Annotated in this window: 22 protein-coding genes and 2 pseudogenes; 10 read left to right on the top strand and 14 right to left on the bottom strand. The window is 62.0% G+C overall.

All coding sequences use genetic code 11. The features are described 5' to 3' along the window. Positions 1 to 34: 34 nt before the first annotated feature. The 3 genes from AC07UR_RS18780 to AC07UR_RS18770 are packed head-to-tail and all read right to left on the bottom strand — an operon-like array spanning position 35 to position 2,582. Positions 35 to 577, bottom strand: coding sequence for a VOC family protein (locus AC07UR_RS18780; protein WP_209789048.1), 543 nt, complete (start codon positions 575 to 577; stop codon positions 35 to 37). 27 nt (positions 578 to 604) lie between these two features. Continuing rightward, a complete protein-coding gene (locus AC07UR_RS18775; RefSeq protein ID WP_173421351.1) occupies positions 605 to 1,603 on the bottom strand; it encodes an ABC transporter substrate-binding protein in 999 nt (332 codons plus the stop codon). A gap of 40 nt (positions 1,604 to 1,643) precedes the next feature. Further along, the gene (locus tag AC07UR_RS18770) at positions 1,644 to 2,582 is read right to left on the bottom strand and encodes a fumarylacetoacetate hydrolase family protein (RefSeq protein WP_209789046.1); all 939 of its coding nucleotides are present in this window, start codon (positions 2,580 to 2,582) and stop codon (positions 1,644 to 1,646) included. A 313-nt stretch (positions 2,583 to 2,895) separates the two neighbouring features. Between AC07UR_RS18770 and AC07UR_RS18765 the strand changes: the two genes are divergently transcribed. Next, positions 2,896 to 3,504, top strand: a complete 609-nt coding sequence (locus AC07UR_RS18765; RefSeq protein ID WP_209789044.1) for a malonic semialdehyde reductase — start codon at positions 2,896 to 2,898, stop codon at positions 3,502 to 3,504. Between the two features lie 57 nt (positions 3,505 to 3,561). Here AC07UR_RS18765 and AC07UR_RS18760 read toward each other — a convergent pair whose 3' ends face one another. From AC07UR_RS18760 to AC07UR_RS18750, 3 genes are read right to left on the bottom strand one after another with little or no spacing between them, the layout of a single operon-like run. Beyond that, positions 3,562 to 3,969 carry a RidA family protein gene (locus AC07UR_RS18760; RefSeq protein WP_209789042.1) on the bottom strand — a complete coding sequence of 136 codons (408 nt, stop codon included), beginning with the start codon at positions 3,967 to 3,969 and terminating at the stop codon, positions 3,562 to 3,564. After that, the gene (locus AC07UR_RS18755) at positions 3,966 to 4,886 is read right to left on the bottom strand and encodes a dihydrodipicolinate synthase family protein (protein WP_209789040.1); all 921 of its coding nucleotides are present in this window, start codon (positions 4,884 to 4,886) and stop codon (positions 3,966 to 3,968) included. The genes AC07UR_RS18760 and AC07UR_RS18755 overlap by 4 nt, the downstream gene beginning before the upstream one ends. Before the next feature lie 6 nt (positions 4,887 to 4,892). Further along, positions 4,893 to 5,849: an alpha/beta hydrolase gene (locus AC07UR_RS18750; protein ID WP_209789038.1), complete on the bottom strand. Its 957-nt coding sequence runs from the start codon at positions 5,847 to 5,849 to the stop codon at positions 4,893 to 4,895. A gap of 194 nt (positions 5,850 to 6,043) precedes the next feature. Here AC07UR_RS18750 and AC07UR_RS18745 point away from each other — a divergent pair, with 194 nt between their 5' ends. The 5 genes from AC07UR_RS18745 to AC07UR_RS18725 all read left to right on the top strand — a co-directional run bounded on the left by AC07UR_RS18745 (position 6,044) and on the right by AC07UR_RS18725 (position 10,593). Beyond that, entirely contained in the window at positions 6,044 to 6,448 is a 405-nt protein-coding gene (locus tag AC07UR_RS18745; RefSeq protein ID WP_077501493.1) for a VOC family protein, read from the top strand. 105 nt (positions 6,449 to 6,553) lie between these two features. Next, a complete protein-coding gene (locus AC07UR_RS18740) occupies positions 6,554 to 7,489 on the top strand; it encodes a 2-hydroxyacid dehydrogenase (RefSeq protein WP_209789036.1) in 936 nt (311 codons plus the stop codon). Between the two features lie 81 nt (positions 7,490 to 7,570). Further along, positions 7,571 to 8,221 carry a GntR family transcriptional regulator gene (locus tag AC07UR_RS18735; protein WP_077501495.1) on the top strand — a complete coding sequence of 217 codons (651 nt, stop codon included), beginning with the start codon at positions 7,571 to 7,573 and terminating at the stop codon, positions 8,219 to 8,221. Positions 8,222 to 8,645: 424 nt separating this feature from the next. Further along, positions 8,646 to 9,578 (top strand): sugar ABC transporter substrate-binding protein, encoded by a 933-nt coding sequence (locus tag AC07UR_RS18730; RefSeq protein WP_209789033.1) that lies wholly within the window; start codon positions 8,646 to 8,648, stop codon positions 9,576 to 9,578. A 310-nt stretch (positions 9,579 to 9,888) separates the two neighbouring features. Further along, positions 9,889 to 10,593: an L-2-amino-thiazoline-4-carboxylic acid hydrolase gene (locus AC07UR_RS18725; RefSeq protein WP_209789031.1), complete on the top strand. Its 705-nt coding sequence runs from the start codon at positions 9,889 to 9,891 to the stop codon at positions 10,591 to 10,593. 105 nt (positions 10,594 to 10,698) lie between these two features. Here AC07UR_RS18725 and AC07UR_RS18720 read toward each other — a convergent pair whose 3' ends face one another. From AC07UR_RS18720 to AC07UR_RS18690, 7 genes are all read right to left on the bottom strand, one after another. Further along, complete coding sequence (locus AC07UR_RS18720; protein WP_077501498.1) at positions 10,699 to 11,460, bottom strand: ATP-binding cassette domain-containing protein; 762 nt, start codon at positions 11,458 to 11,460, stop codon at positions 10,699 to 10,701. Positions 11,461 to 11,470: 10 nt separating this feature from the next. Beyond that, positions 11,471 to 12,670, bottom strand: a complete 1,200-nt coding sequence (locus tag AC07UR_RS18715) for an alanine racemase (protein ID WP_209789021.1) — start codon at positions 12,668 to 12,670, stop codon at positions 11,471 to 11,473. A 13-nt stretch (positions 12,671 to 12,683) separates the two neighbouring features. Continuing rightward, a complete protein-coding gene (locus AC07UR_RS18710) occupies positions 12,684 to 13,661 on the bottom strand; it encodes an ABC transporter permease (protein WP_173421341.1) in 978 nt (325 codons plus the stop codon). 51 nt (positions 13,662 to 13,712) lie between these two features. After that, positions 13,713 to 14,777, bottom strand: coding sequence for a substrate-binding domain-containing protein (locus AC07UR_RS18705; RefSeq protein WP_234941663.1), 1,065 nt, complete (start codon positions 14,775 to 14,777; stop codon positions 13,713 to 13,715). 65 nt (positions 14,778 to 14,842) lie between these two features. Further along, positions 14,843 to 15,901 carry a substrate-binding domain-containing protein gene (locus AC07UR_RS18700; protein ID WP_209789019.1) on the bottom strand — a complete coding sequence of 353 codons (1,059 nt, stop codon included), beginning with the start codon at positions 15,899 to 15,901 and terminating at the stop codon, positions 14,843 to 14,845. Positions 15,902 to 15,936: 35 nt separating this feature from the next. Further along, positions 15,937 to 17,196 (bottom strand): M20 family metallopeptidase, encoded by a 1,260-nt coding sequence (locus AC07UR_RS18695; protein ID WP_209789017.1) that lies wholly within the window; start codon positions 17,194 to 17,196, stop codon positions 15,937 to 15,939. Further along, positions 17,193 to 18,407, bottom strand: coding sequence for an ROK family transcriptional regulator (locus AC07UR_RS18690; RefSeq protein ID WP_209789015.1), 1,215 nt, complete (start codon positions 18,405 to 18,407; stop codon positions 17,193 to 17,195). The genes AC07UR_RS18695 and AC07UR_RS18690 overlap by 4 nt, the downstream gene beginning before the upstream one ends. A gap of 356 nt (positions 18,408 to 18,763) precedes the next feature. Between AC07UR_RS18690 and AC07UR_RS18685 the strand changes: the two genes are divergently transcribed. The 3 genes and pseudogenes from AC07UR_RS18685 to AC07UR_RS18675 all read left to right on the top strand — a co-directional run. Continuing rightward, positions 18,764 to 19,828 (top strand): IS110 family RNA-guided transposase, encoded by a 1,065-nt coding sequence (locus AC07UR_RS18685; RefSeq protein ID WP_209789013.1) that lies wholly within the window; start codon positions 18,764 to 18,766, stop codon positions 19,826 to 19,828. Positions 19,829 to 19,905: 77 nt separating this feature from the next. Then, a complete protein-coding gene (locus AC07UR_RS18680) occupies positions 19,906 to 20,124 on the top strand; it encodes a hypothetical protein (protein ID WP_209789011.1) in 219 nt (72 codons plus the stop codon). A gap of 73 nt (positions 20,125 to 20,197) precedes the next feature. Next, positions 20,198 to 20,623, top strand: a pseudogene (locus tag AC07UR_RS18675) (alpha/beta fold hydrolase); the annotation flags it as partial. Here AC07UR_RS18675 and AC07UR_RS18670 read toward each other — a convergent pair. After that, positions 20,583 to 20,816: pseudogene (locus tag AC07UR_RS18670) on the bottom strand (MOFRL family protein); the annotation flags it as partial. The pseudogenes AC07UR_RS18675 and AC07UR_RS18670 overlap by 41 nt on opposite strands. A gap of 274 nt (positions 20,817 to 21,090) precedes the next feature. Here AC07UR_RS18670 and AC07UR_RS18665 point away from each other — a divergent pair. Beyond that, positions 21,091 to 22,881 carry a methyl-accepting chemotaxis protein gene (locus AC07UR_RS18665; protein ID WP_209789005.1) on the top strand — a complete coding sequence of 597 codons (1,791 nt, stop codon included), beginning with the start codon at positions 21,091 to 21,093 and terminating at the stop codon, positions 22,879 to 22,881. Positions 22,882 to 22,891: the final 10 nt, after the last annotated feature.

The raw sequence follows: 22,891 nt of genomic DNA, 5'->3' as shown, positions 1-22,891 counted from the left end.
GATCACTGCGTTCGAGGCCGAAACGCTCCCGGGATCACTGACCCTGCTTGTCCTTGACCACCTGGTGTGGTGGCGGCACGACGAAGCGCTTGAAGCGCCATTGGTCGAACGCGTCGATGTTTCGTTCCCAAACCTGCGGCGTATGCGGGTTCTCCTCCGTGACCTGGATCATGTCGCAGTAGATCTCGCAGTTGTTGCCGTCGGGATCCTTAAACACGAGGAAGCAGTTGGCGCCCGGACCGTGCTTGCCGATACCGCGGACGATCTCGACGCCCCGCTCCTGCAACATCTCGGCGGCAGCTTCCATGTCTTCGAGGCTGTCGACGAGATAGGAGAAGTGCTCGAGGCCGGGCCTCGTGTACTTCGGCAGGTCGTCACGATCCGGCGAATCCGCCGGCAGTTGCGACAGAGCGAGATCGTGATGGTCGCTGCCTGCACGCAGGAACACCATCTTGTCCTCGATCCAGTCCGAGACCTCAAGGCCGACGACATTGGTATAGAAGTCGACGGATTTGTGGATGTCGCGGACCATCAGCACCATGTGGCCAAGCTTCCGCACGTTGATCTTCTTCTTCATGTTCCTCATCCCAGGTTTGGGCCGACCTCAGCGACTGATGTTGCGGTAGAGGTCGACGGTCTTGATGCTGTCGTCGACGACGAATGCCTCACGCACGAAGCCCATCGTCTTTTCCATGCGATCGGCGCGAACGAAGCCGAGATCCTTGTTTTCAGCGTGTGGATCCCGCACGAGCGCATTGATCTGCTTGATCTGGTTGAGCACGACGGTCTTTTTCAGCGTCGGATACTGCTTGACGATCAGGTCGGCGGATTCTTCCGGATGCGCGGCCATGTATTCGTAGCCGCGGTAGGAGGCGTCGAGGAACTTGTCGACGACCTCGGGCTTCTCGGCCAGCATCGCTTCGGTGGTGACGAAGCCGCTTCCGTACATGTCGAGACCGAAATCGCGATACTTGATCATGCCGATCTTCTTGCCGCTCTCCTGCGCATTCTCGTGGAGAATGGGCAGGCTGGCACCTTCCCAGCATTCGGCAAGGTCGACCTGGCCTTCGAGGAAGGACGAGGTGATGACCGCTGGGTTCATCCGGAGCAGCTTCAGATGATCCTTCGGCAGCCCGTTCTGCTCAAGCCAGGCCGGCACGATGTTCTGGACCGGCGACGTGGCGCCACCACCGACGGACTTGCCGCTGAAGTCTGCAAGCACCGGCGTCTTCTCGCCGTCCTTCTGGATGTAGCAGAGCGCGCCCGGCCAGACCGTGTTGATCGAGCCGACGAAGACGGCCTTGCCGCCGTTGACGCGGTTGAGAATGACGCTCACCGGGTCGCCGTAGCCGATATCGAACAGGCCCTGGTCGATCTCGTTGACGGTGCGCTGGCCGCCATAGCCCTGATAGACCGAGACGTTGAGACCTGCTTCGTCGAAGAAGCCCTTGGCCTTGGCAACGAGAACGCCTCCCACGCTCCCTTGCGGCAACCACGACATGTTGAACGAGATTTCCTCGGCCGCCGAAGCCGCCGTCATCATCGATGCGAGCGCTCCGGCGAGCGCTGCCAGGCGAAGCGAATTTCCAAACTTTTTAGCCATACTGTCCTCCTCAGTTTAGCCATTGCTGGCGGTTTGGGTGTTAATCGATCCGAGCTCCTCTGATCGGATTGGTGATGGTGCCGACCTTCTCCACGGCGGCCGTCACTATGTCGCCGGCATTCAGGAATTCTCCTGTGCCCATTCCGACCCCGTCGGGGGTGCCGGTGGCGACGAGATCGCCGGGACGCAAGGTCAGGATCGACGACAGATAGGAAATCTGCTCGGCCACCGAGAAGATCATCGAGCCGGTGCTGTCGTCCTGCTTGCGGGTTCCGTTGACGTCGAGCGTCAGGCGCAGGTCCTGCGGGTTGCCGACGCAATCGGCCGGAACCAGCCAGGGGCCGAGCGGCGCAAAGGTGTCGAAGCTCTTGCCGCGGAACCAGTCATGCTTGAAGGGAAAGTCGGTGCGACGCGTCAGGTCGCGCGAGGTGATGTCGTTGATGACGGTGTAGGCGGCGACATGGTCGAGCGCCTTGTCGACCGGAATGTCGCGACCGCCGATGCCGATCACCGCTGCAAGCTCGACTTCCCAGTCGACCTTCTCTGCCCTCTGCGGAAGGATGATCGCCTCATCGGGGCCGATGACGCTCGAATCGGCCTTCATGAAGACGAAGGGCTGACTCTCGGACTTCGCCGCTAGCACCGTCCCCATCTCCTGCGCATGCTCGACATAATTCGAAGCGGTAGCAAAGATCCTGTTCGGACGATAGGGCGCGCAAAGCTTCGTCCCCGTTCCAAGCGGCTCGAACTTCGGACCGCTGGCGGCGAGATTGTCGGCAAGCGCTGCCAATGCCGGCTCGACGTCGATCCAGGCGTCCAGCATCACGGCAATGCCACCGGCGCGCCACCGGCTCCAGTCCTCGCCCGGCCGCCCAAGGACGCGCGACACCAGATCCAGATCGTAGACCCCCTGCTCGGTCACGATGACCGGCCGTATTTCTTCCCTGATGAGCCTTTGCCCAAGCGCATGCCAAACCACCGGCTGTCTCCTTCCATACTGTCGGTATCTTCTTGCATACAATTTCGTCATTATGTATTCTTGTCAAGTGCATCGGTGCACACATACGCGAAAGTTGCGAAGAAATGCGCAAAGGAAACGGCGAGCGGTCCACCGACGGGTCTGACCGGGTTCGTCTTGGCTGCGGGAACGCAATTTTCGGGGAATTTTTCCGGCGCTCCGGCCTCAAGGCCTAGCCGAGCCCGAGCGCGCACCGGCTGCTCACCGGCCGACAGGCCGACCGCAGCGACCACACGATCGACGTCAGAGATAACCAACGTCCGAAGGGGACCCCATGGACCATCAAAGCCTTCAAACCACACCGGCCGACACCGCCCTGCTCGGGAAAATCTTCACGGAGGCAAGGAGCCAAAACGGCTGGCTCGATCGTCCGGTGCCACACAGGCTGCTGGAGCAGATCCACGAACTCGCATGCCTGGCGCCGACGAGCATGAACTGCTCGCCGCTAAGGATCACCTACCTTGTGACGGCAGAGGCAAAGGAAAGGCTGCGCCCGGCGCTGGCTGCCGGCAACGTCGACAAGATGATGACCTGCCCTGTTGTCGCCATCTTCGCGACCGATTTCGCCTTTGCCGAGCGCCTGCCGTTTCTGTTTCCGCATACGGATGGCAAAGGGTTCTTCGAGCGCAATCCGCACCTCGTGGAAGAGACTGCCTTTCGCAACGCCACATTGCAGGCGGGATACTACATGCTGGCAGCCCGCGCGCTCGGGCTCGATTGTGGCCCGATTTCGGGTTTCGATGCCAAGGTGGTCGATGCGGCGTTCTTCAGCGAGAGCCGGCTGAAGTCGAACTTCATCTGCGGTCTCGGTCATGGCGATCCGGCAAAGCTGTTTGCCCGGCACCCCCGCCTGTCGTTCGAAGACGCCTGCCGGATCCTTTGAACGCAAACAGCCCCCGACGGCACCGCCGGGGGCTGCTTTTTGGACCGTCGCAAAGCGTCAGGCCGGTGCGCGTGCAACCACCTTCAGTTCCACGACCATATCGGGGTGCGGCAGTTCGTTGACCCCGACCGTGGTGCGGGCCGGCCCATCGACGGCGAACCACATATTGTATTCGTCGTTCATCGCCCGGTAGTGGCGCATGTCGGTCAGGAACACCGTGACATCGACGATATCGCCGAAGCTTCCGCCGTTTCGGGCCAGTGTTTCGCCGACCTTGCGCAGAATGACCCGCAACTGCTCTGCGACATCGTGAGTCTCGGCACCATCAGAGGCCCTTGCGGCGCCGGCGATGGTTCCATCCGCCTGCCGGGCACTCATGCCGGACAGGAAAAGCAACCCGCCTTCCCGCTTGAGATCGGGATAGTTGGCAAGCGGCTTCACAGCCCCGGAAGCCGCCGCGCTCATGCGGGCTCCATCGTCGCAGCCCAGGGTCTGAAACCGATCTCGGTGCAGGCGGACACGAACTTCTGTTCAGCCTGGCGATCGAGCTCCACCAGCGGCGGACGTACCGCGCGCCAGGTCTCGTCGCCGGTGTGGCGAGCCATGGCGACCTTCATCGCCTGGATCATCGGGAACTGCTGGAACAACGTGCGCACCGGGGCGATCGGCGCGAAAGCCTGTGCGGCCCCGACCGTGCTCGTGGCAGAGACGGCATCGACCATGGCCTTGGCGTTGACATTGGCAGTCGCCGAAATGCAACCGACAGCGCCGCGCTCGATGGTCTCGCCAAGCAGGATCTCCGAGGCGGGAAAGACGCGGAACCCGTTGCCAACCGAGAGAAAGCCGTTCAGCGTCTCGCGATCGCCGGAGCTGTCCTTCACGCCAAGAATGTTGGCGGGGTAGCGCCGCCTGAGCGTCTCGATCAGCTCGAGGGTGATCGGCACGCCGGTGAATTGCGGGATGTGATAGAGCACGATCGAAAGACGGTCGGAGCCGACCGCCTCGATCAGCCGTCCGTAGTATCGGGCAAGACCGTCCGTCGTCAGCGGTTTGTAAAAGAACGGCGGCAACACGAGCACGCAGGGTGCCCCGGCATCGACCGCCGCGCGGGTAAGCTCGATGGTTTCCTCCAGGCTGCAGGCGCCGACGCCCGGCATCAAGGACTTCGTCGGGATACCGGCCAGGACGACCGCATCGAGCAGGTCGCGCTTCTTGCGCAACGCAATCGACGCCGCTTCACTGTTGGTCCCGAAGACCGCGAGCCCGGCGCCCTGTTCGACGATCCAGCGGCAATGCTCGATGAAGCGGGGCGTGTTGCAGCTCAGATCCGCCTTGAAAGGTGTCAGGACGGGAGCGTAGACGGAGAAGAGGTCTGGATTCATGGGTTTTCACTTTCGATTTTGACAGGTGAGGCCGCAGGAAAAGAAGCCGCATTCCTGCTGGGCGAACCGGACGATCTCGCGTCCGAGCTCCTCCTCGCGCGTATCGAAATGCGCGACGATGGACGTGTGATTGTGGCGGTTCAGCTGCAGGAAACGCGGCGCCTTGCCTTTGCGGAGCGCATGGCGCTGGACGAACTCGGCACCATAGGCATCGATGTAGCGGTTCTCGTGCTCTGCAACGGCGACCATCACCGGCAGGTCGCTCGCGCCCGCATAGGTTACGGGGGAGCGCAGCTCGTAGGCGGCGAGATCATCCCCGAAATATTGGCGGACGTTGGCGGCATTGGGGTTGTCGGGCAACTGATCGGCCCGGAGCCGCGCACTGATGAACACGGCGCCCTTGACTGCGGGGCTCGCCAATCGGCCGACAGCCGGATCATAGAGATAGCCCGCGACATGGCAGCCGCCAGCGGAATGGCCGATCAGCAGGATCGATTGCGGGTCGCCGCCGTAATCGGCGATCGATCCGGTAATCCAGTCGATTGCCGCGGCGACGTCGCGCGCGCCCTCAGGATACTGCGACCCCGGCGCCAGCCGGTACTCGATGTTGACGCCGACAAAGCCCTGTCGGGCGAACCAGCGCAGCACGTTGTCGTAGATCAGCCCATCGGCGCTCTTTGAACCGCGCGTAAACGCGCCGCCGTGAACGAAGGCGACGACGTTGCGCGCACGTCCGCCGGCGCAGGCGTAAGCGCTTTCGAACACATCAAGGCGTTGGGCACCGTCTTTGCCATAGGGAATGTCGCGATGCTCGACGAGCGGCTGGCGGACAACGCTTGCCTCGACATGCGGGCGGTAGACGTCGAGCACGACCTTGCGGCTTGCCGCCAGGTCGTCGTTCCAGATGGCGCCGACGGCGTCCAGCCGTGCCTGATCCGTGACCGTCAATCCCGCAAACCTCATCCCGCGCCTCCAAGCTGCTGTGAGCGACGGTTTTCCGTGCACCGTCGGCTATGTGCATTTCGATAACATCCAAAAACACACTTGACAACCATTTTGCATACACAGATTAGTATTTGCATACACGAAACGATTTGATCTCGTGTTGCGCTCCGCATGTCGCGTCGCGCCAGTCATCGACAGAAGGAAATTGACCCATGGCAAAATTGCGCCATCTCGCTATCGCGGTTTCGGATCCGGAAGCTGCAGCCCAGTTCTTTGAAAAGGCATTCGGCATGACCCGCGCCGGCCAGGCCATGCGCGGCGTCTACATGACCGACGGCATCATGAACGTGGCCCTGCTCAACTTCGGCGAAGAGCCAGTTCCGGGCTTCGAGACCGAGAAAGACTATAACGGCCTCATCCACTTCGGCGTCTGGGTCGACTCCGTTGAGGAAACCGACCAGCTCGTGCGCGCAGCCGGCGGCTCCTACATGGCCGGCCGCAAGGAAACCAACCCGAACGTGTTCTACGAGGTCAAGTACAAGACGCCCGAAGGCATCGTCTTCGATGTCACGGAGAATGGCTGGAAGGGTGCGGTCAAGAACGTCAACGCCGCCTGATCAGGCCCGTCGCGGCCGCGCCTCCGGCGCGGCACGCCACACAGCTGAAACAATCGTCCGGCGCGCATGACCGAACGACACGACAAACGCATTGGAGAGACTGACATGGCAAGAAAGACGATTGTGGTTTCGATACCGGTTTCCGAAAAGTGCCTGTCACGCCTCTCCAGCGGCTACGATGTGATCACGCTGCCCAACGGCTTGGGCAGCGGATCGCCGGAACTGGAGCGCAGCGCCATCTGGGCGGTGGTGACCAATGGCAGCACCGGCCTGTCGCAGGCCGATATGGCACGGCTGCCAGGCCTCAATCTCGTCTGCTCCTATGGTGCCGGCTACGAAAACATCGATCTCGAAGCAGCAAGGCAGCAGGGCGTGTCCGTCACCCATGCGCCGAACACCAATATGCAGACGGTTGCCGATCACGCGCTTGCCTTGATGCTTGCTGTCTCGCGCGACATCTGCGCCCGCGACCGGGCACTGCGGGCCGGCGCCTGGGCCGCGATCCGTTCGCCCCGCCCGACGCTGTCGGGGTCAAGGCTCGGCATGATCGGACTTGGCAATATCGGCCAGGCCATTGCCCGGCGCGGCGAAGCCTTCGGCATGACGGTCACTTACACGGCGCCGGAAGACATGCCCGGTGTCGTCTGGCCCCGTGTGCCCGACGCGGTGGCGCTTGCAGCCGTCAGCGACTTTCTGGTCGTCGCCTGCCCTGGTGGACCGGCGACACGGCACCTGGTCAACCGTCAGGTGCTGGATGCGCTTGGTCAGAGTGGCTTTCTGGTCAATATTTCCCGGGGGATGGTCGTGGATACCGACGCGCTGGTCTCAGCTCTGCAACGGGGCGACATCGCCGGTGCCGGTCTCGATGTCTTCGAAGGAGAACCGGACCTGCCGGTGGCACTTTCCGGCCTCGACAATGTGGTCCTCACCCCGCACATGGCGGGACGTTCACCGGCAGCGGAGGAAGCCCAGATATCCGTGCTTTTGCACAACCTTGACGCGGCCCGTGAGGGCCGTCCCCTGACAGCTCAACTTGCATAAATCCCCGGCTGTCATTAAATCGATTCCAAGCACCTTCGGCTGAAGGTCGCTCAATGTCGTGAAGACAGGAAAGCTGCGCGCATGACAACTATCGCCTCTCAGATCTATCAGGCTCTGGCGGAAGAAATCGCCAAGGGTGTGATGACCCCTGGGCAGAAGCTTGAGGAAAAGATGATCGCCGAGAAATTCGGCGTCTCGAGAACGCCCGTGCGCGAAGCGATGCGCGAACTGGGCGCGCGCGGACTGATAGAGATGAATCCTCGCCGCGGCGGCATCGTCGCGCGCATCGATGTCGAGCAGATGGCCGACATGCTCGAGGCCGAATGCGAGATCGAGGCCTCCTGCGCCCGGCTCGCCGCCCAGCGCATGACGGGTATGGAACGCGAACAGCTCTACGAACTGCATCGGCTCTATGCCGAATGCGTTGGCAATCAGGATCTCGACGGCTGCCGCGACATCAACCGCAAGTTCCACGACGCGATCTGCCGCGGCGCCCACAACACCACGATCGCCGCCATGGCGGTCGAGCTCAGGGTCAGGCTGGCACCGTTCCGCCAGCATCAGGCAGGTCCTGCCGACGTCCGGCTGCAGCAGTCGCTCGACGAGCATCAGAAGATCGTCGACGCCATCCGCGCCAACGACGCCGCTGGCGCCTATGCCGCCCTTTCCGAGCACAATGCCCGCCTGAGCGCCGGCGTCATGCGGCGGTTTACGGCAGCAGCCAGCAAATAATCTCGCCCGCAGGCATTTTCAGACCTGAACCGGTCGCGGAGCGAACCCGCCTGCGCTGTCTTTCGCGGGTTGGCTGCCCCGTCAACGCATGGCGTTGCCTGGCTGAGTGACAACGCAGCCTCAGCCTGCCTTCATCGACAAACGGCGCCTGTTCCGGTGCTGCCTTCGTTCGTCTTCATCCCATCATCCTGAATTCCTGACGCAGCGGCCGATTGCCGGGGCATGTCGAGGGCATCACTCGAGGTGGCTTTTGGCCGTCCTGCGCCAACTTGCAGATGTGCAAATTTATGTGTTTGCATTCCTGTAGTCATCTGTGCATACATTATAGCCGTATTGAATGCACGAAGGTCGGTGCGCCACAACGCCCGACAAAATTCATGACCCGAGTTCTGGAGGAGAAATCATGGGCAGGAATGCACGATATATGACGTTGGTTCTGGCGGTCGCCGCCATGGGCGCGCTGGCCACTCCCACTTCAGCCGAAACGCAGAAGACGATCGGGGTGACGGTGCCCTATTTCGCCTCGCCGTTCTGGAAGGCCGGGTTGTACGGCGTCGAAACGGCGGGCAAGGAGAAGGGCTACGCCGTCATCAAGGGAGACGCCAAAGACAAGGCCGAACTGCAGATCGAGCAGATCCGCGGCTTCATCGACAATAAGGTTGCGGCCATCATCATCGGCGCTGCCGACGCCGTGGCCGTTGCACCGGCCGTCGAGGAAGCCATCGACAAGGGCATCCCTGTTATCGCGCTTTCGGTTCCGCCGAAGTCCGACCGGCTGACGTCGTTCGTCGGTGCCGACAATATCGGCATGGGCCGGCTCCAGGGCATCTGCCTCGGCCGGGCGATCGGCGGCAAGGGCGAAGTCGGCCTCTTTGCCGGCCCGGACGAGATCTGGGCGAAGCTTCGCGTCACCGGCTTCAAGAACACGATCGAGGCCGATTTCCCCGACATCAAGATTGTCGCGGAAAAGGCCGGCGGCACAAAGGATGCCGGCGCTGCTGTCGCCGAATGGGCCAAGGCCTATCCCGGCATGCACGGCATCTTCACCGCGGCCGACACGATGGCGGTGGAATCGATCAAGTCGCTCGATGAAGCCAAGGCCATGGACAAGTTCAAGGTATCCACCTCGAACCTGAACGACGAGGCACGCGCAGCACTCGACAATGGCACGCTGACCTGCGCGTCGCTGCAGCCGGCGGTGTCCATGGGACGCGACGCGATGCGCGAAGCCACGGCCGCGATCGAGGGCGGCAAGGTGCTCGGCCGGATCGAAGCGCCGGCGCTGTTGGTCACCCGGGAGAAGGTCGCCTCCTACGACTTCAGCAAGATCATCGCACCGGCCGACTACCAGCCCTAGAGAGCGTTTCCGATTTAGACGGAAACACAGAAACGCTCTATGTCACTGTTTTTACGCATTTCCTGACGGAAAACCGCTCCGCACTTTTCCTGGAGATGCTTGAAGCATTCGTGGTCTTTCGAAGGTAAGCACAAGATCGACAGGGCCCGGCCGAGCCGGGCCCTGTTTGCATGTGCGGCTTGGCCGCGCGCCGTCAACGTTCAAAGCCAGGAACGACTTGCGGACAAATGCAACTTATGCGCTATTCCCCCATCGAGAACGCTGGTTCGCCGGTGCGCAACCGGATGCCATCGAATGGAATTTGAGGAAAATGGACTTCGTTTCTGCCGTGGCACTCTGCCTGCCGAACGTGGCGTTCAAGCGCGCGGCCATGCGGCGTCTTACGGCACAGGTCCCGCCGGAGATCGCGAAAGCGATCTGGCGTGACACACACATCCTCCAGCGCGATCTCAATCGGCAGCGACCGAAGCATTCGGCGGGCGTCAATCTGCTGCTGCGCTATATGGAGTGGGATTGCGCGCTCTATCGCGCCGTGCGGGAACACGGCCTCGCCAGCGGCACCGCCGGGGCCTTGATCGAAGAGATCAACTGGGATCTGCTGGAAGCACCGATCGGATCGACCTTCAACATGACGCGCCTGCTCACCCGTCGGCGGCAGACCCGCATACGGTGGATGTTGGATGCCATGTTCGCGCTGGTTTTCACCGCGCCGTTCAGGCGGTCAAAAGCACCATCCGGGGAAGGGCTCGTGTTTGACGTGCTCGAGTGTCCGTTGGCGGCGTACTTCAAGCAACAGGGCGTTCCCGCGCTCACGCGCCATGCCGCCTGCAGCCTCGACCACCGGATGGCGGCGCAATGGGGCGCTGCCCTTCACCGTCAGCAGACCATTGGCGAGGGCGCGCCGCTCTGCGACTTTCGCTTCACGCTGCAAGGCAACAATGGGGCTGAGCCGGCTCGGTCGCCCGAACGTCGCGACATCGCGCGAACAGTTGGAGGCTCACGGGGTGCACAATGAACCATGCTCCCCGAGAACCACGGCGCCCGTCATCAACCGGCACTCATTCTGGCTGACCCGTCGTTGAGATCCGCGCAGCCCTGCTTATCGCCGCCGGCTTTTCGGCTAGCTGTGCTGCAGACCTGTTATCATTGCGATGATCTCGTTCTTGTCGGTCTTTGCGGTTTCGCGCACACCGATCTGCTTGCCGCGTCGCAGGACACAGATGCGGTCCGACAATTTGAACACCTGGTCGAGACTATGGCTGATGATCAGGACGCCGATGTTGCGGCTCTTCAGCGACTGCACAATTTCCTCGACCTTGGCCGTTTCGGCAACCCCGAGCGCCGCCGTCGGCTCATCGAGCAGAATGAGCTTGCTTGCCCAATGCGTGGCGCGGGCAATCGCCACGCCCTGGCGCTGTCCGCCGGAGAGATCCCGGATCGTCGCATGGGCTGACGGGATGCGAACATCCAGTTCCTTCACGAGCTTGTCGGTCTCATCGATCATCCGGCGACGGTCCAAAAGGCCGAAGCGGTTTGTCGGCTCGCGGCCAAGAAACATGTTCATGTAGACGCTCTGCTGATCGGCGAGCGCGAGGTCCTGATAGACGACCTCGATGCCGTGCGCCCGCGCCATCGTGGCGTTCGACATGGTCACCGTTTCGCCCTCGATCGTCATCGTTCCGGATGTCGGGGGATGAACGCCGGAGATGATCTTGATCAGCGTCGACTTGCCGGCACCGTTGTCACCGACAAGCGCCACGATCTCGCCGGGATAGACCTCGAGCGAAAAGTTCTCGATGGCAACGATGCCACCGAACGATTTGCGGATGTCCTGCAGCCGAAGAACCGGCGCACTCTGTGTGGCTTCTGCATTCACAGTCATGCTCGTCCTCCTAAACCGGCCAGGCGGCGGTTTCGCCGAACCCGTTTTCGATTGTTTCGACCACCGGCTCTCCCTTTGCGATGCCGGACACGCCCACGACATAGGCACGGGTAACGAATGCCTGGCCGCGGAAGCCGAACACCGCCGTGTCACCGGGCTTGGGTGCCGCAGCACCGGTCGCGTCGATCATCGCGTAGTAGTCGATGGCGGAAGGCGGCGGCACCTCCACGCTACGCTGCGCAGCGGCAGCGGCGGTGGGCTCGGCACCAACAATCGCCTTGACGTCATAGGGCGGGAACACCGGGTCGATGTAGAAGCCGCCGCCAAAACAATAGGCCTTGCCACCCGACAGGTGCGACACCTCGGTCAGGTAGAGCACCGCCGGGACTTCCGGCAGGTCCTCCATTGCGTGCAGGGCGGTCGTGCCGTGCAGGCCGTTGCCTGGCTCGCATTGCGTCGCGCCGGCCTCGGCAAGCGCGGCCAACATGACACTCGACGTGGTTCCAGGGGCATTGACTTCGATGTCCTTGCGTCCGGCTCTCGCAAGCGCCTCCGCCGCCCTCGACAGGGTGGCTAGGTTGTGCGTCGGCAGAACCTTGCGGGTGGCGAGATCAAACAGAAGGGCCGGAAAGGTGGTGATGCCTGCAAACCGACCGCCATCAAGCGCATCCAGCCGGTCGGCAACGGCCGCGACCTCGCTGGCATCGTATCCGCCTTCGTGGCCGCGATAGAACGTATCGCCCTCGGCGCGAATGCGCGCGAGCAGACCCTGCGTTCGCCCTGCCGCCTTCGCGCCCGCCGACGCTTCTTCGGCCTTGGTGTCGTTGAAGACCGTCCAGTATTCAGGTTCGAAGCGCTTGGCCGCCGCTGCCGCTTCATGGCGTGCGACCTGCTGCAGATGGCCGAGGTGGGCAAGCTTCAGGCCGGCATTGTGGGTTGCCCGCGCGCAAGCCATATCCACCGCCACGGCCCGTTCGATACCGCCACGCTTGACCGCACGGCAGAAGGAGCTGGAGCGTCCGACCTGCTTCGTCATCGCGAAGGTCTTGAGGCCCAATCGAGCCGCTTCGTCACTGAGAACACGGGCATTGCGTTCGACCGCGTCCAGGTCGAGCACGTAGGCGTTGGCAGGGATTTTACCCTGCTGATGCAGGGCCATTGCAGCCTCGATGAAGGCAGGGTTGCGGCGGCGCAAAACGTCGAGAAACATGGTGGATCTTCCTTCAGCGGGATTTTTCGCGCAGCGATACCGCGACCGCCGCAAGAATGATGAGACCACGAACGATCATCTGGTCGGAGACGGACAGGCCCATCAGGATCAGTCCATTGTTCAACATGCCCATCATCAGCGAGCCGACCAATGCCCCGATGATCGAGCCCTTGCCGCCATTGAGCAGCGTGCCGCCGACGATGACGGCTGCGATGACCGTCATGAGATCGGTCTCGCCGAGCGTGTATTTCGCCGCCTGCAGACGGCCGGCGTAGAGCAGACCGGCAAGGCCGGCGAGGCCGCCGCTGATCATCAACACGGTGAGCCGGATGCGCGGCACGCTGATGCCGGACACACCCGCTGCGCGGCTGTTGTCGCCGACGGCAAGCACATGCGCACCGAAACGGGTTTCACGGTAGATCAGATGACCGACAGCGACGGCGATCGCCGTCCACCAGATCAGCGAGGGAATGCCGAGGAATGCACCCGAGCCGAAAAAGCCGGTGAAGGTGCCATTCGTGACCGGAATCGACCGAAGATCGGTCATCGACCGCGAGACGCCGGCGAAAAGACCAAGCGTCGCCAGGGTGACAAGAAACGAGGGCAGCTTCACGTAGGCGACCAGCGCGCCATTCAACAACCCGACCAGCAAACCGGCGCCGAGCCCAGCGAGCACGCCGGCGACCAGCCCGTAGTCGTTCATCGTCACGGCCGCGGCAAGCGCCGAGACCGCGACGGTCGAACCGATCGACAGGTCGATTTCTCCAGCAGACATGACGAAAACCAGGCCAATCGCCATGATTGTCGCCGGTGCGGTCTGCAGCACGATGTTCGACAGGTTGCGGACGGTCAGAAAGCCGCTGTCTTTCAAGACGATGGCGAAGAACAGGAAAATCGCCAGAAAGCCGAAATAGACGACGTATTGTTGCAGGTTTATGCGGTTGGCAAAGCCATTCGGCCTGCCTGACGCAGCGGTATTGGCACTGGGCATCCTATTTCCTCCAGAAGGCAGCAGGGAGACAGGCGCTCCCTGCGGCAGGCATCACTTCAACGCATCGGCGATGGTCGCGGGTACGTCCTTGTTGAGGGACCTCTTCCAACCGTCGGCAACGGTGTCCTTGGTCACGGCCAGCGAATCGACCACCAGGAACGGTTGCGACGGCTTGCCGACCAGAGAACCGGCAGCGGCGCGGGCGACTGTCACGCCAATAGTGTAGGCCTCGTCGGCGACGAGCGCCGCGACATTGCCGCCCTTGACCATGTCGAGAGCCGCGGGTTCATTGAGATCCAGGGTGACGATTTTCGTATGTGTGTTCCCGGCACCCCGCAGGCTCGACAGAACACTGAGCGCGGGCTCCGCCCAAGTGACGTAGATGCCGTCGAGATCCGGGTTCTGCGTGATCATGCCCTGCGCGATCTCCTCGCTGCGGGCCGGATCAGCCATGCCGGCTTCGGCGACGATCTTCATCTCGGGATAGTCCTGCCCGATCGTCGCCTTGAACGCGCCATCGCGCTGATTGGTGACGTAGAAATCGGCGTCGTGATAGATGTAGCCGATCTTGCCCTTGTTGCCGAGCGCCTGGGCCATGGCAATCGCAGCCTTGTTGCCCATCTGGAACAGGTCGTCCGAGACGATCGTCACATAGTCCTTGCCATGCACGTAACCGGCCGGAGAGTTGTCGACAAAGGCGAGTTTGGTGCCGGCAGTCCGCGCAGGGTCGTAGACGACGGCTGCGGTTGCCGGATCCACGGGCAATGAGACGATAATCGAAGGTTTTTTTGCAAGAACCGTCTCGACATCAGCCTTCTGTCGGGCGGCATCGAAGCCCGCGTCGGTCTGCGCAACGACCTCGATGCCAAGACGCTTGAACTCGTCCTGCGCACCGTTGTTGACGGCGTTGGTGTATTCGCTCATCTCGTGCCAGACGAGCGCGGCGGTAAATTTTCCATCCTTGATCTGGGCTTCTTCCGCCGCGGTCAGTGACACGCTTGCAGCCGGTGTCGGCTTTTCACCGTGCGGACCCGTGGTGACGCCATCCGCGGCGTAGGCACTCGTCGTCGCCCACATCGTCGCTAGCAGGGCCAGCCTTGTAACTTCCTTACGCATCGATCTTCCTCCCTTAAGACAGATCCAGTGACCCCGGCGGCGGCAAGCGACGCCGGGGTCGAGAGTTATTTTGCAGCGTCGAGCACGGACTGCGGCGCATCGCGATTGAGCGACTGCTTCCAGCCGTCCGAGACGTTTTCCTTGGTGACGGTGAGAGCGGGAGCGACGACAAAGGCAGGCGTCGGCTGACCGAGCAGCGACTTCAACCCTGCGGCAGCCATGGCGCGACCGAGTTCATAGGCCTTGTCGGCCACGAGCGCGGTTACGCTGCCGCCCTTGACCATGTCGAGCGCAACCGGTTCGGCGAGGTCAAGCGTGACTATCTTGGTCTTGGTATTGCCGTTGGCACGCAGCGCCGACAGGACACCGTCTGCAGGCTCTGCCCAGGTGACGTAGATACCGTCGAGATCCGGGTTCTGCAGCAGCATCGCGCTTGCGAGTTCCTCAGCCCGCGCCGGATCGGATATGCCTTGCTCGGCAACGATCTTGATATCGGGATAGTCTTTCTCGATCGTCGACTTGAAAGCCTGATCCCGCTGGTTCGTCACATAATAGCTCGCGTCATGAAAGATGTAGCCGACCTTGCCCTTGCCGCCGATCCCCTTGGCGAGCGCATCGGCCGCCTGTTTGCCCATCTGGAAAAGGTCGTCCGTGACGATCGAGGCATAGTCGGTTCCGTGGCTGTAACCGCTTGGCACGTTGGACAAGAAGACCAGCTTGGTGCCATCCTTGACGGCCTGGCGGAACGCTTCGGCCGACGTGACCGGATCGAGCGGCAGGGCGAGGATGACATTCGGCTTGGCAGCCAGCGCCGTTTCGATATCGCTGCGCTGACGGGCTGCGTCAAAGCCGGCGTCGGTGGTTACAGCCACCTCTACACCCGCGCGCGTGAACTCGTCTTTTGCGCCGGCTGAGACGGCATTGGTGAAATCGGACGATGTGTGCCACAGGAGCGCTGCCTTGTAGCCTTTGCCGGTCAATGCGGCGATGTCGGCGTCCGACAGCGTCACGTCCGCGCTCGGCGTCGCGGCTTCACCGGATGGCCCGACCGTCTGGGCATTGGACAGGCTGGCGGCGAACATCAGCCCTCCGGCAATCGCCGCCGCAATGATCTTGTTCAGCATGCTCTTTCTCCCTTTTCTCCTCTAGGGGTGGCAGTTCAAACGGTCACGCCGCAGTAGCGGGCGATGAACGCGGCAAACCCGACGACGCCGGCGAGGTATTCCTCCACCTCGACCCGCTCCTCGTACGTATGGCAATTGCGGATATCGCCCGGCGCGCAATAGACCGCCGGCACCCCGAGACGATTGACGAAGAACGGGGACTCCGACCAGAACGGCGCGCCCTCGATCACACCTCGCCCACTCAGTGCCTCGGCCATCGACGCCGACAGCAAACCGACCTCGGCACGGCCTTCATCGATCTCGGCCGCCGTCCCGCCGAGCGCGTGGTCGCGGCCCGCCGGATAGGCGAACTCGACCTTGATTTCCGGATCGGTGATTGCGGAACGGACGGCCGCTTCGATTTCGGCTGCGGCCGTATCCAGGGATTCGCCCGGCAGAAGCTTGCGGATCAGCGACAGCGTGCAGCGCTCGGGCACGGCAATGTATCCGCCGCCGGCCAAACCGGTGATCAGCAGGAAACTGCGCCCGACAAGCTTGTGTTCGGCACGGGCGGCGACCTCGTCGGAATGTTTCCACAAGGCGCTCATCGCCGCGTGGCTGGCGCGCAGCGCATCCTTGCCGAGTTCAGGCACGCCGAAATAGGCAGACTTGCCGGTGATGGTAATGTCGGCGATGAAAAAGCCGATCTGGGCCGGATAGACCGAGAGCCGTGTCGGCTCGACATAGACGACGAAATCGGGCCGGGGGATTGCGCCCGCCTCGATGCGCGAAACGAGATCCTGGATGCCCGCCGAGACGCCGGTATCAGGCTGACCGCTCTCCTCGTCGCCGATGAAAGCGAAGGCGACATCGCCGCGAAGGTTTATCGATGCCTTGTCCAGCAACGAAAGCGCCGCAAGCGAGGCGGAGATGCCGGCCTTCAGGTCACCCGAGCCACGCCCCCAGACCGCGCCGTCGATGATCGGCGCAGCGAAAGGGTCTTCGCGTTCCGTCCCGGCCCAGTGCTCGCGCCATCCGTCGACATGCACGGTATCGGTATGGCCGACAAACAGCAGCCGAGGACCATCGCCCGCACCCTTCCGTTCGCCCCATATGTTCGGCCGACCCGGCAGGAATTCCGCCGTCTCAAGGTTGTTAAGGCCAAGGGCCGACATTTTTTCGCGCAGATAGGCAACGAAGTTGGCCTCGTTGCCGGTGATGCTCTGGCGCCCGATGGCGCCGCGGAAAAGCGCGATCGCCGCATCGCGATCCAGAGCCTCCGTCAAGCGGGTGATCAGGTCGTTCGGCACCGTCATCGTACAGCCTCCTGCAGCGCGGTCATGCTGGCCCGCGGCAATGAAATCCGGCCGTCCGGCGCATCGACGCCGAACAAGGTGTTGTGCAATTGACCGAGGCCGATGGCAGCGGCCCCAATGATGGCCGCGCGCGATCCAAGCTCCCCCGTCTCGACGTTGACGGGATAGGGGAAGCATTGCGGCAGAAACGCCTTGACCCGTTCGAGTATCTCCGGCCTGAGGCCGATCGAGCCGCCAAGAATGACTTTTTCCGGATTGGCAATTGCGGCGATCGCGCCGATGCCTCGAACGAGGTAACGGGCCGTTTCATCCAGAACGGCGAGCGCCGCTTCGTCGCCATTCTGCGCATTCTCGAATATCGCCGGCACGCTGATGAGCCTGCCCGAGAGCGCAGCGTAGCGATCCGCCATGCCATGCGATGCGACGGCGCGCTCGAATGCGCCCGTTCGCAGCGACTCCGCCTCGAACGGATCGGCGCCAAGCGGAAGAAACCCAAGCTCGCCTGCCGCGTTGATGGCACCGCGAACGAGTTGCCCGCCGACCATCAGGCCGCTACCGACGCCGGTGCCGAGGGCGACATAGGCCAGGTTGTCGATGCCCTGGCCCTGGCCGAGCCAGTTCTCGCCCAGCACCGCCAGATTGACGTCATTCTCGAGCATGGCGTCGAAACCGAACGCACGCTCGAAGGCCGCGACCACATCCATCTTGTCGAAGCCGGCGATATTGGGGGCAAGCAGAACCCGCCCGGTCTGGGCATCCGGCGCACCCGGCACGCCGACGACCGCAAGACGGATCTTGTTGCGAGCAATTCGCTGGCGTGAGGCCGCCTGAAAGGCGAGCTGTGCGATCTGGTCGACGATGAACTGGCCACCGCGCGGGTCCGTCGGCTCGGTATCTTCGGCAAAGATCTGGCAAGCCAGGTCGGTGATCGCCACCCTCACTTTCGTGCCGCCGAGATCGACCGCGACAATGTAGGCGGCATCGTAGACCAGCTCGTACGTCACGGCCGTGCGCCCGACATGGCCACTGGTTCGGCCGGTCTCCTTTACCCACCCCTCCAGCTCGAGCGTGCGCACGATTTCCGAGATTGTCTGCTTGGACAGACCCGTCTGCTTGGCGATCGAGGCGCGGGATATCGGCCCACCCTGAACAATGGCCTCCATGACGGAGCGCTGAGAGAACTTTCTGGAAATACGAAGACTGTCGCTCACGGCATCCTCTTTAATTCGTTCTATTACCGAACTTATTATCAGGCGGGACGTTTTGTCAAATGCTTTACGCAGGTGTCAACGCAAGCCGCATCATTTCTGTCGCGTCAATCCATGCACCGCGGACCGAGGCGATGGCACGAATGCCCCGTTTTTATCCAATCCGGCTCTCGTGAAGAAAATTCGGACGCCTTAGTGTCTGCCCATGCCGACGGTCGGTGTCGCAAGGGAGGTGGCATGAAAGAGGTCGCCTCTGGAGAGAACGGATCACTGAGATGTCGATGATGATCGAGGGACAGTCACGCTTCCAGCCGTTCGGCTGTTGGGGTTCGGAAAATCTCAACAGGGGAGTTGGAAGCATGACTGCCTCCTATGATTACCATATCGGCGTCGACTACCACAAATCCTATAGCCACCTCGTGGTGCAGGATTCGGCTGGCAAGACGCTGCGCTCCGGCCGGGTAAAGAACGATCGTCAATCGCTGGGCGGGTTTCTCGAACGTGATCGCGAGAACAGCCATGCGGTTGTCGAGGCGACGCGCAACTGGATGGTGATCTACGACTGGCTCGACGACATTTGTGATGATGTCGTCCTCGCCCATCCGTTGAAGGTCAAGGCGATCGCCGACGCCAAGATCAAGACCGACAAGATCGATGCGACGGTGCTGGCACATTTGCTGCGAGCCGACCTGGTGCCGGAAGCGTGGGCGCCAAGCGAGCGGTCGCGGGACCTTCGCGTCGCGCTGCGCGAGCGGATGTTTTACGTGCGGCTGCGCACGATGACCAAGAACCGCATCGTCACGGTCTTCGATCGTTATCCGGAGCAGACAGCACAGCTGAAGACGCTTGGCGATCTGTTCGGCAAGGCCGGCCGCGTCCAGCTGGCGCAGGTCAACGTCTCAGAGATCGACCGCATCCAGATCGACCGTGGCCTCGCCTTCATCGGCGACATCGATGGGCGGATCAAGCAGTCGGAAGCAACGATCCGGGCGATGACCAGGGCCAATGCCAACGTCAGGCTGCTGAAGACGATCCCCGGCATTGGCGAGTTCTTCGCAAGGCTGATCGACGCGGAGATCGACGACATAGCGCGGTTCCGTAACCCGAAGAAGCTTGCCGCCTATGCCGGGCTTGTGCCCTCGACCTATTCCTCCGGCGGCAAGACCTATCACGGCAAGATTATCAGACAGGGCAACAAGTGGCTGCGCTGGGCTTTCGTAGAGGCGGTCACCCCCGCCATCACCAGCGATGCGCAGCTTCGCGCCCAATACGAGCACTTGAAGATCAGAGGAACCAACAAGGCGCGTGTGGCCATCGCGCGCAAGCTTTTGACGATCGCCTTCCAGATCCTGCGTGACCAGCGTGCTTACGAGCGGCGCGGCACCACGATGGAAGGGGCGTCGACGATATCCCGGTTGTCCTGATGTCTTCCTAGCGAGCCCGGCAAGACTGGGCTGCGCTCATCGAGGAGAATGGGAAACCGGGAGCCGAACACCACTCTGTGACCGAAGCCAAAGCATCAGGGTCACGCATTGGAGAATGGTTCGAGAACCGAAGGACAGCAAAAGCGATCTGTCCGGCGGAAGGAACGATTGAGCCGATCGGCAAAAGCGCCGGTCAAAACACAACCGAACCCAAGGAAAGCCGCCAAATGGAGGTGTTTTGCCCCTTGAGTTCTTTCATTGGAGACGAAGATGAAAAGCACGTTGGAGATCCGTAGGACCAGCAGACGCCAGTTCCTGCTCGTGGCAACAGCCTTGGCCGCGACGGGTACAATTTCGAGGAGTAACGCCATGGCCGAAGTAAAATCAGAGAAGATCGTCAGCGCCAATGGCGTCACGATCGCCACGGAGGCCTTTGGCGATCCGGCGGCGCCGCCGGTGCTTTTGATCATGGGCGCGATGGCTTCGATGTTGTGGTGGCCGGATGCATTCTGCCGCAAGCTGGCGGCAAGCGGCCGCTACGTGATCCGCTACGACAACCGTGACACCGGGCTTTCGACCAAGTATGCCCCGGGCAATCCGCCCTATTCGATGGACGACATGGCGGGCGACGCGGTTGCCGTGCTCGATGCGTACGGCATCTCAGCCGCCAACATTGTCGGCATGTCGCTTGGCGGCATGATTGCCCAGATCGTGGCATTGTCGAACCCGGCGCGCGCGTCATCGCTGACGCTTGTCAGCACGACGCCGATTGGCCTCGGACTCGAGCTCCCGCCGACGCGAAGTCCTCTGCCTGAATGAGCACGGCACGGAAATCGTTGACGTTCGTCCTGGTCGGGCCGGTGACGATCAGATCGCCGAGCCGTTCGAAGAAGCTGTAGGCATCATTGTTGGCGAGATGTTCGGCAGCGTCGAGACCAAGCGCCGTTGCGCGCGTCACCTTCCTACGCCCGATCAAGCCGGGCTTTGCCTGTGCCATCGTGCAATTTGCATCACCCACAACCCAAGACCGTTGACCCGTAAAGAATCGGAGCGATCTTTCGATCGTCGTTTCTGGATTAACGCAGCGTTAATTTGTGAATGCAAAATATAGCCAGGCAAAATCTGGGGGTTACACATGCGCATGATGCGCCGATGGCAATCCCGGTTGCGATGATGTGCGTTTAGCTGTGCGGCAGCTCTCTCTTCGAATGAGAGCTGGCGTCGTCACGGCTGCAGGTCGTACTCTACAAAGGACATTCAAGATGAAACGTTTTTCGGTTGCCTTCGGCTCCGAGGCCAAGGCCGTGCGCGATGCTATGTCTCGCTCCCAGGCGATTATCGAGTTCGACCTCACCGGCCGGATCCTGGATGCGAACGCCAACTTCTGCGCCGTCTTGGGCTACGAGCTTGGGGAGATCGTGGGGCAGCATCATCGGCTCTTTGTCGACCCAGTCGAAGCGGCATCGGCCGACTATAGCGCCTTCTGGGCAAAGCTTGCCCGCGGCGAATTCGACCGCCGACAGTACAAGCGCTTCGGCAAGGGCGGCAAGGAGATCTGGATCGAAGCGTCGTACAATCCGGTCTTCAGAGCGGGCAAGCCCTACAAGGTTATCAAGCTTGCAACCGATATCACCGAATACAAGCGCAGGAGCGTGGAAGATGCCGGCAAGCTTGCCGCACTGTCGCGAGCACAGGCTGTCATCGAATTCACGACATCAGGTGAAATCCTGACCGCCAACGAGAACTTCCTGGCGACACTCGGCTACACGCTATGCGAAATCCAAGGCAGACACCATTCCATGTTCTGCGACCCGGCCCACACCACCAGCGAGGCTTATCGCCGCTTCTGGCAGAGGCTGGCCAGCGGCGAGTTCGTGACCGACGAATTCATGCGGCTCGGCAAGGGCGGCCGCAAGGTGTTCATCCAGGCGTCCTACAATCCGATTTTCGACGTGAACGGCAAGGTGTTCAAGGTGGTGAAGTTCGCAACCGACGTCACCGGTCGTGTCAGCAACGTGGAAGTACTTGCCCGTGCGCTGCAATCCCTCTCCGATGGCGACCTGACGCAAACCCTGGATACGGCGTTCATCCCGACACTCGATAAGCTGCGGGTGGATTTCAACACAGCCGCTGCCAAGCTGAAGAACGCCATGCAGACCGTCGCCGACAATGCGAGCGCGATTGCAGCTGGCGCGCAGCAGGTTCGCACTGCCTGCGATGATCTGTCGAAACGCACGGAACAACAGGCGGCATCGGTCGAAGAAACGGCCGCGGCACTCGAAGAGATCACCACCACGGTTAGCGATTCCAGCCGGCGCGCGGAAGACGCTGGAGAGCTGGTGCGCAAGACCCGCGAGAACGCTGAACAGTCCGGCTCGGTGATGCGCAGCGCCGTCGAGGCGATGGGACGGATAGAGAACTCATCGGCAGAGATCTCCAACATTATCGGCGTCATCGACGAAATCGCATTCCAGACCAACCTGCTGGCGCTCAACGCCGGCGTGGAAGCCGCCCGCGCTGGCGATGCCGGCAAGGGTTTTGCCGTCGTGGCGCAGGAGGTACGCGAACTCGCCCAGCGCTCGGCAAAGGCCGCGAAGGAAATCAAGGCTTTGATCACCGCATCCAACGGGCACGTGAAAAACGGCGCGACGCTTGTCGGGCAGACGGGAGCGGTGCTCGAAGAGATCGTCACGCAGGTCCTTCAAGTCAATGGCAATGTCGGAGCCATCGTCGACGCATCGAAGGAGCAGGCGACGGGATTGAAGGAGATCAATCAAGCCGTCAACGTCATGGATCAGGGCACGCAGCAGAACGCCGCCATGGTCGAGGCGTCTACCGCGGCCGCGCGTCGTCTGTCGAGCGAAGCTGACGCCCTTTTCCAGCTCCTCAGTCAGTTCAATATCGGTGCGAACACGGCGCCCCCGGAAGCCGTCCGGGGGGTCGCAGCGACCCTGTCGAAACCTGCCTTGCCCCCTGCGCGCAGTGCGGCTGCGAGAAGGACTGCGGCCGGCCGTGGCAACGTAGCACTTGCGAGCGACTGGGCAGAATTCTGATCATATCCGA

The sequence above is a fragment of the Ensifer sp. GW821-FHT05G01 genome (assembly GCF_059419585.1).
Note: the sequence above shows the minus strand (reverse complement) of the source record. Positions and strands in the feature narration are given on the sequence as shown.

Coding starts and splice junctions, on each gene's coding strand:
- AC07UR_RS18735 (WP_077501495.1), top strand. CDS start 7,571: ATGACAACTATCGCCTCTCAGATCTATCAGGCTCTGGCGGAAGAAATC.
- AC07UR_RS18740 (WP_209789036.1), top strand. CDS start 6,554: ATGGCAAGAAAGACGATTGTGGTTTCGATACCGGTTTCCGAAAAGTGC.
- AC07UR_RS18775 (WP_173421351.1), bottom strand. CDS start 1,603: ATGGCTAAAAAGTTTGGAAATTCGCTTCGCCTGGCAGCGCTCGCCGGA.
- AC07UR_RS18745 (WP_077501493.1), top strand. CDS start 6,044: ATGGCAAAATTGCGCCATCTCGCTATCGCGGTTTCGGATCCGGAAGCT.
- AC07UR_RS18700 (WP_209789019.1), bottom strand. CDS start 15,901: ATGCTGAACAAGATCATTGCGGCGGCGATTGCCGGAGGGCTGATGTTC.
- AC07UR_RS18715 (WP_209789021.1), bottom strand. CDS start 12,670: ATGTTTCTCGACGTTTTGCGCCGCCGCAACCCTGCCTTCATCGAGGCT.
- AC07UR_RS18765 (WP_209789044.1), top strand. CDS start 2,896: ATGGACCATCAAAGCCTTCAAACCACACCGGCCGACACCGCCCTGCTC.
- AC07UR_RS18780 (WP_209789048.1), bottom strand. CDS start 577: ATGAAGAAGAAGATCAACGTGCGGAAGCTTGGCCACATGGTGCTGATG.
- AC07UR_RS18695 (WP_209789017.1), bottom strand. CDS start 17,196: ATGACGGTGCCGAACGACCTGATCACCCGCTTGACGGAGGCTCTGGAT.
- AC07UR_RS18755 (WP_209789040.1), bottom strand. CDS start 4,886: ATGAATCCAGACCTCTTCTCCGTCTACGCTCCCGTCCTGACACCTTTC.
- AC07UR_RS18720 (WP_077501498.1), bottom strand. CDS start 11,460: ATGACTGTGAATGCAGAAGCCACACAGAGTGCGCCGGTTCTTCGGCTG.
- AC07UR_RS18705 (WP_234941663.1), bottom strand. CDS start 14,777: ATGCGTAAGGAAGTTACAAGGCTGGCCCTGCTAGCGACGATGTGGGCG.
- AC07UR_RS18685 (WP_209789013.1), top strand. CDS start 18,764: ATGACTGCCTCCTATGATTACCATATCGGCGTCGACTACCACAAATCC.
- AC07UR_RS18725 (WP_209789031.1), top strand. CDS start 9,889: ATGGACTTCGTTTCTGCCGTGGCACTCTGCCTGCCGAACGTGGCGTTC.
- AC07UR_RS18665 (WP_209789005.1), top strand. CDS start 21,091: ATGAAACGTTTTTCGGTTGCCTTCGGCTCCGAGGCCAAGGCCGTGCGC.
- AC07UR_RS18730 (WP_209789033.1), top strand. CDS start 8,646: ATGACGTTGGTTCTGGCGGTCGCCGCCATGGGCGCGCTGGCCACTCCC.
- AC07UR_RS18750 (WP_209789038.1), bottom strand. CDS start 5,849: ATGAGGTTTGCGGGATTGACGGTCACGGATCAGGCACGGCTGGACGCC.
- AC07UR_RS18760 (WP_209789042.1), bottom strand. CDS start 3,969: ATGAGCGCGGCGGCTTCCGGGGCTGTGAAGCCGCTTGCCAACTATCCC.
- AC07UR_RS18710 (WP_173421341.1), bottom strand. CDS start 13,661: ATGCCCAGTGCCAATACCGCTGCGTCAGGCAGGCCGAATGGCTTTGCC.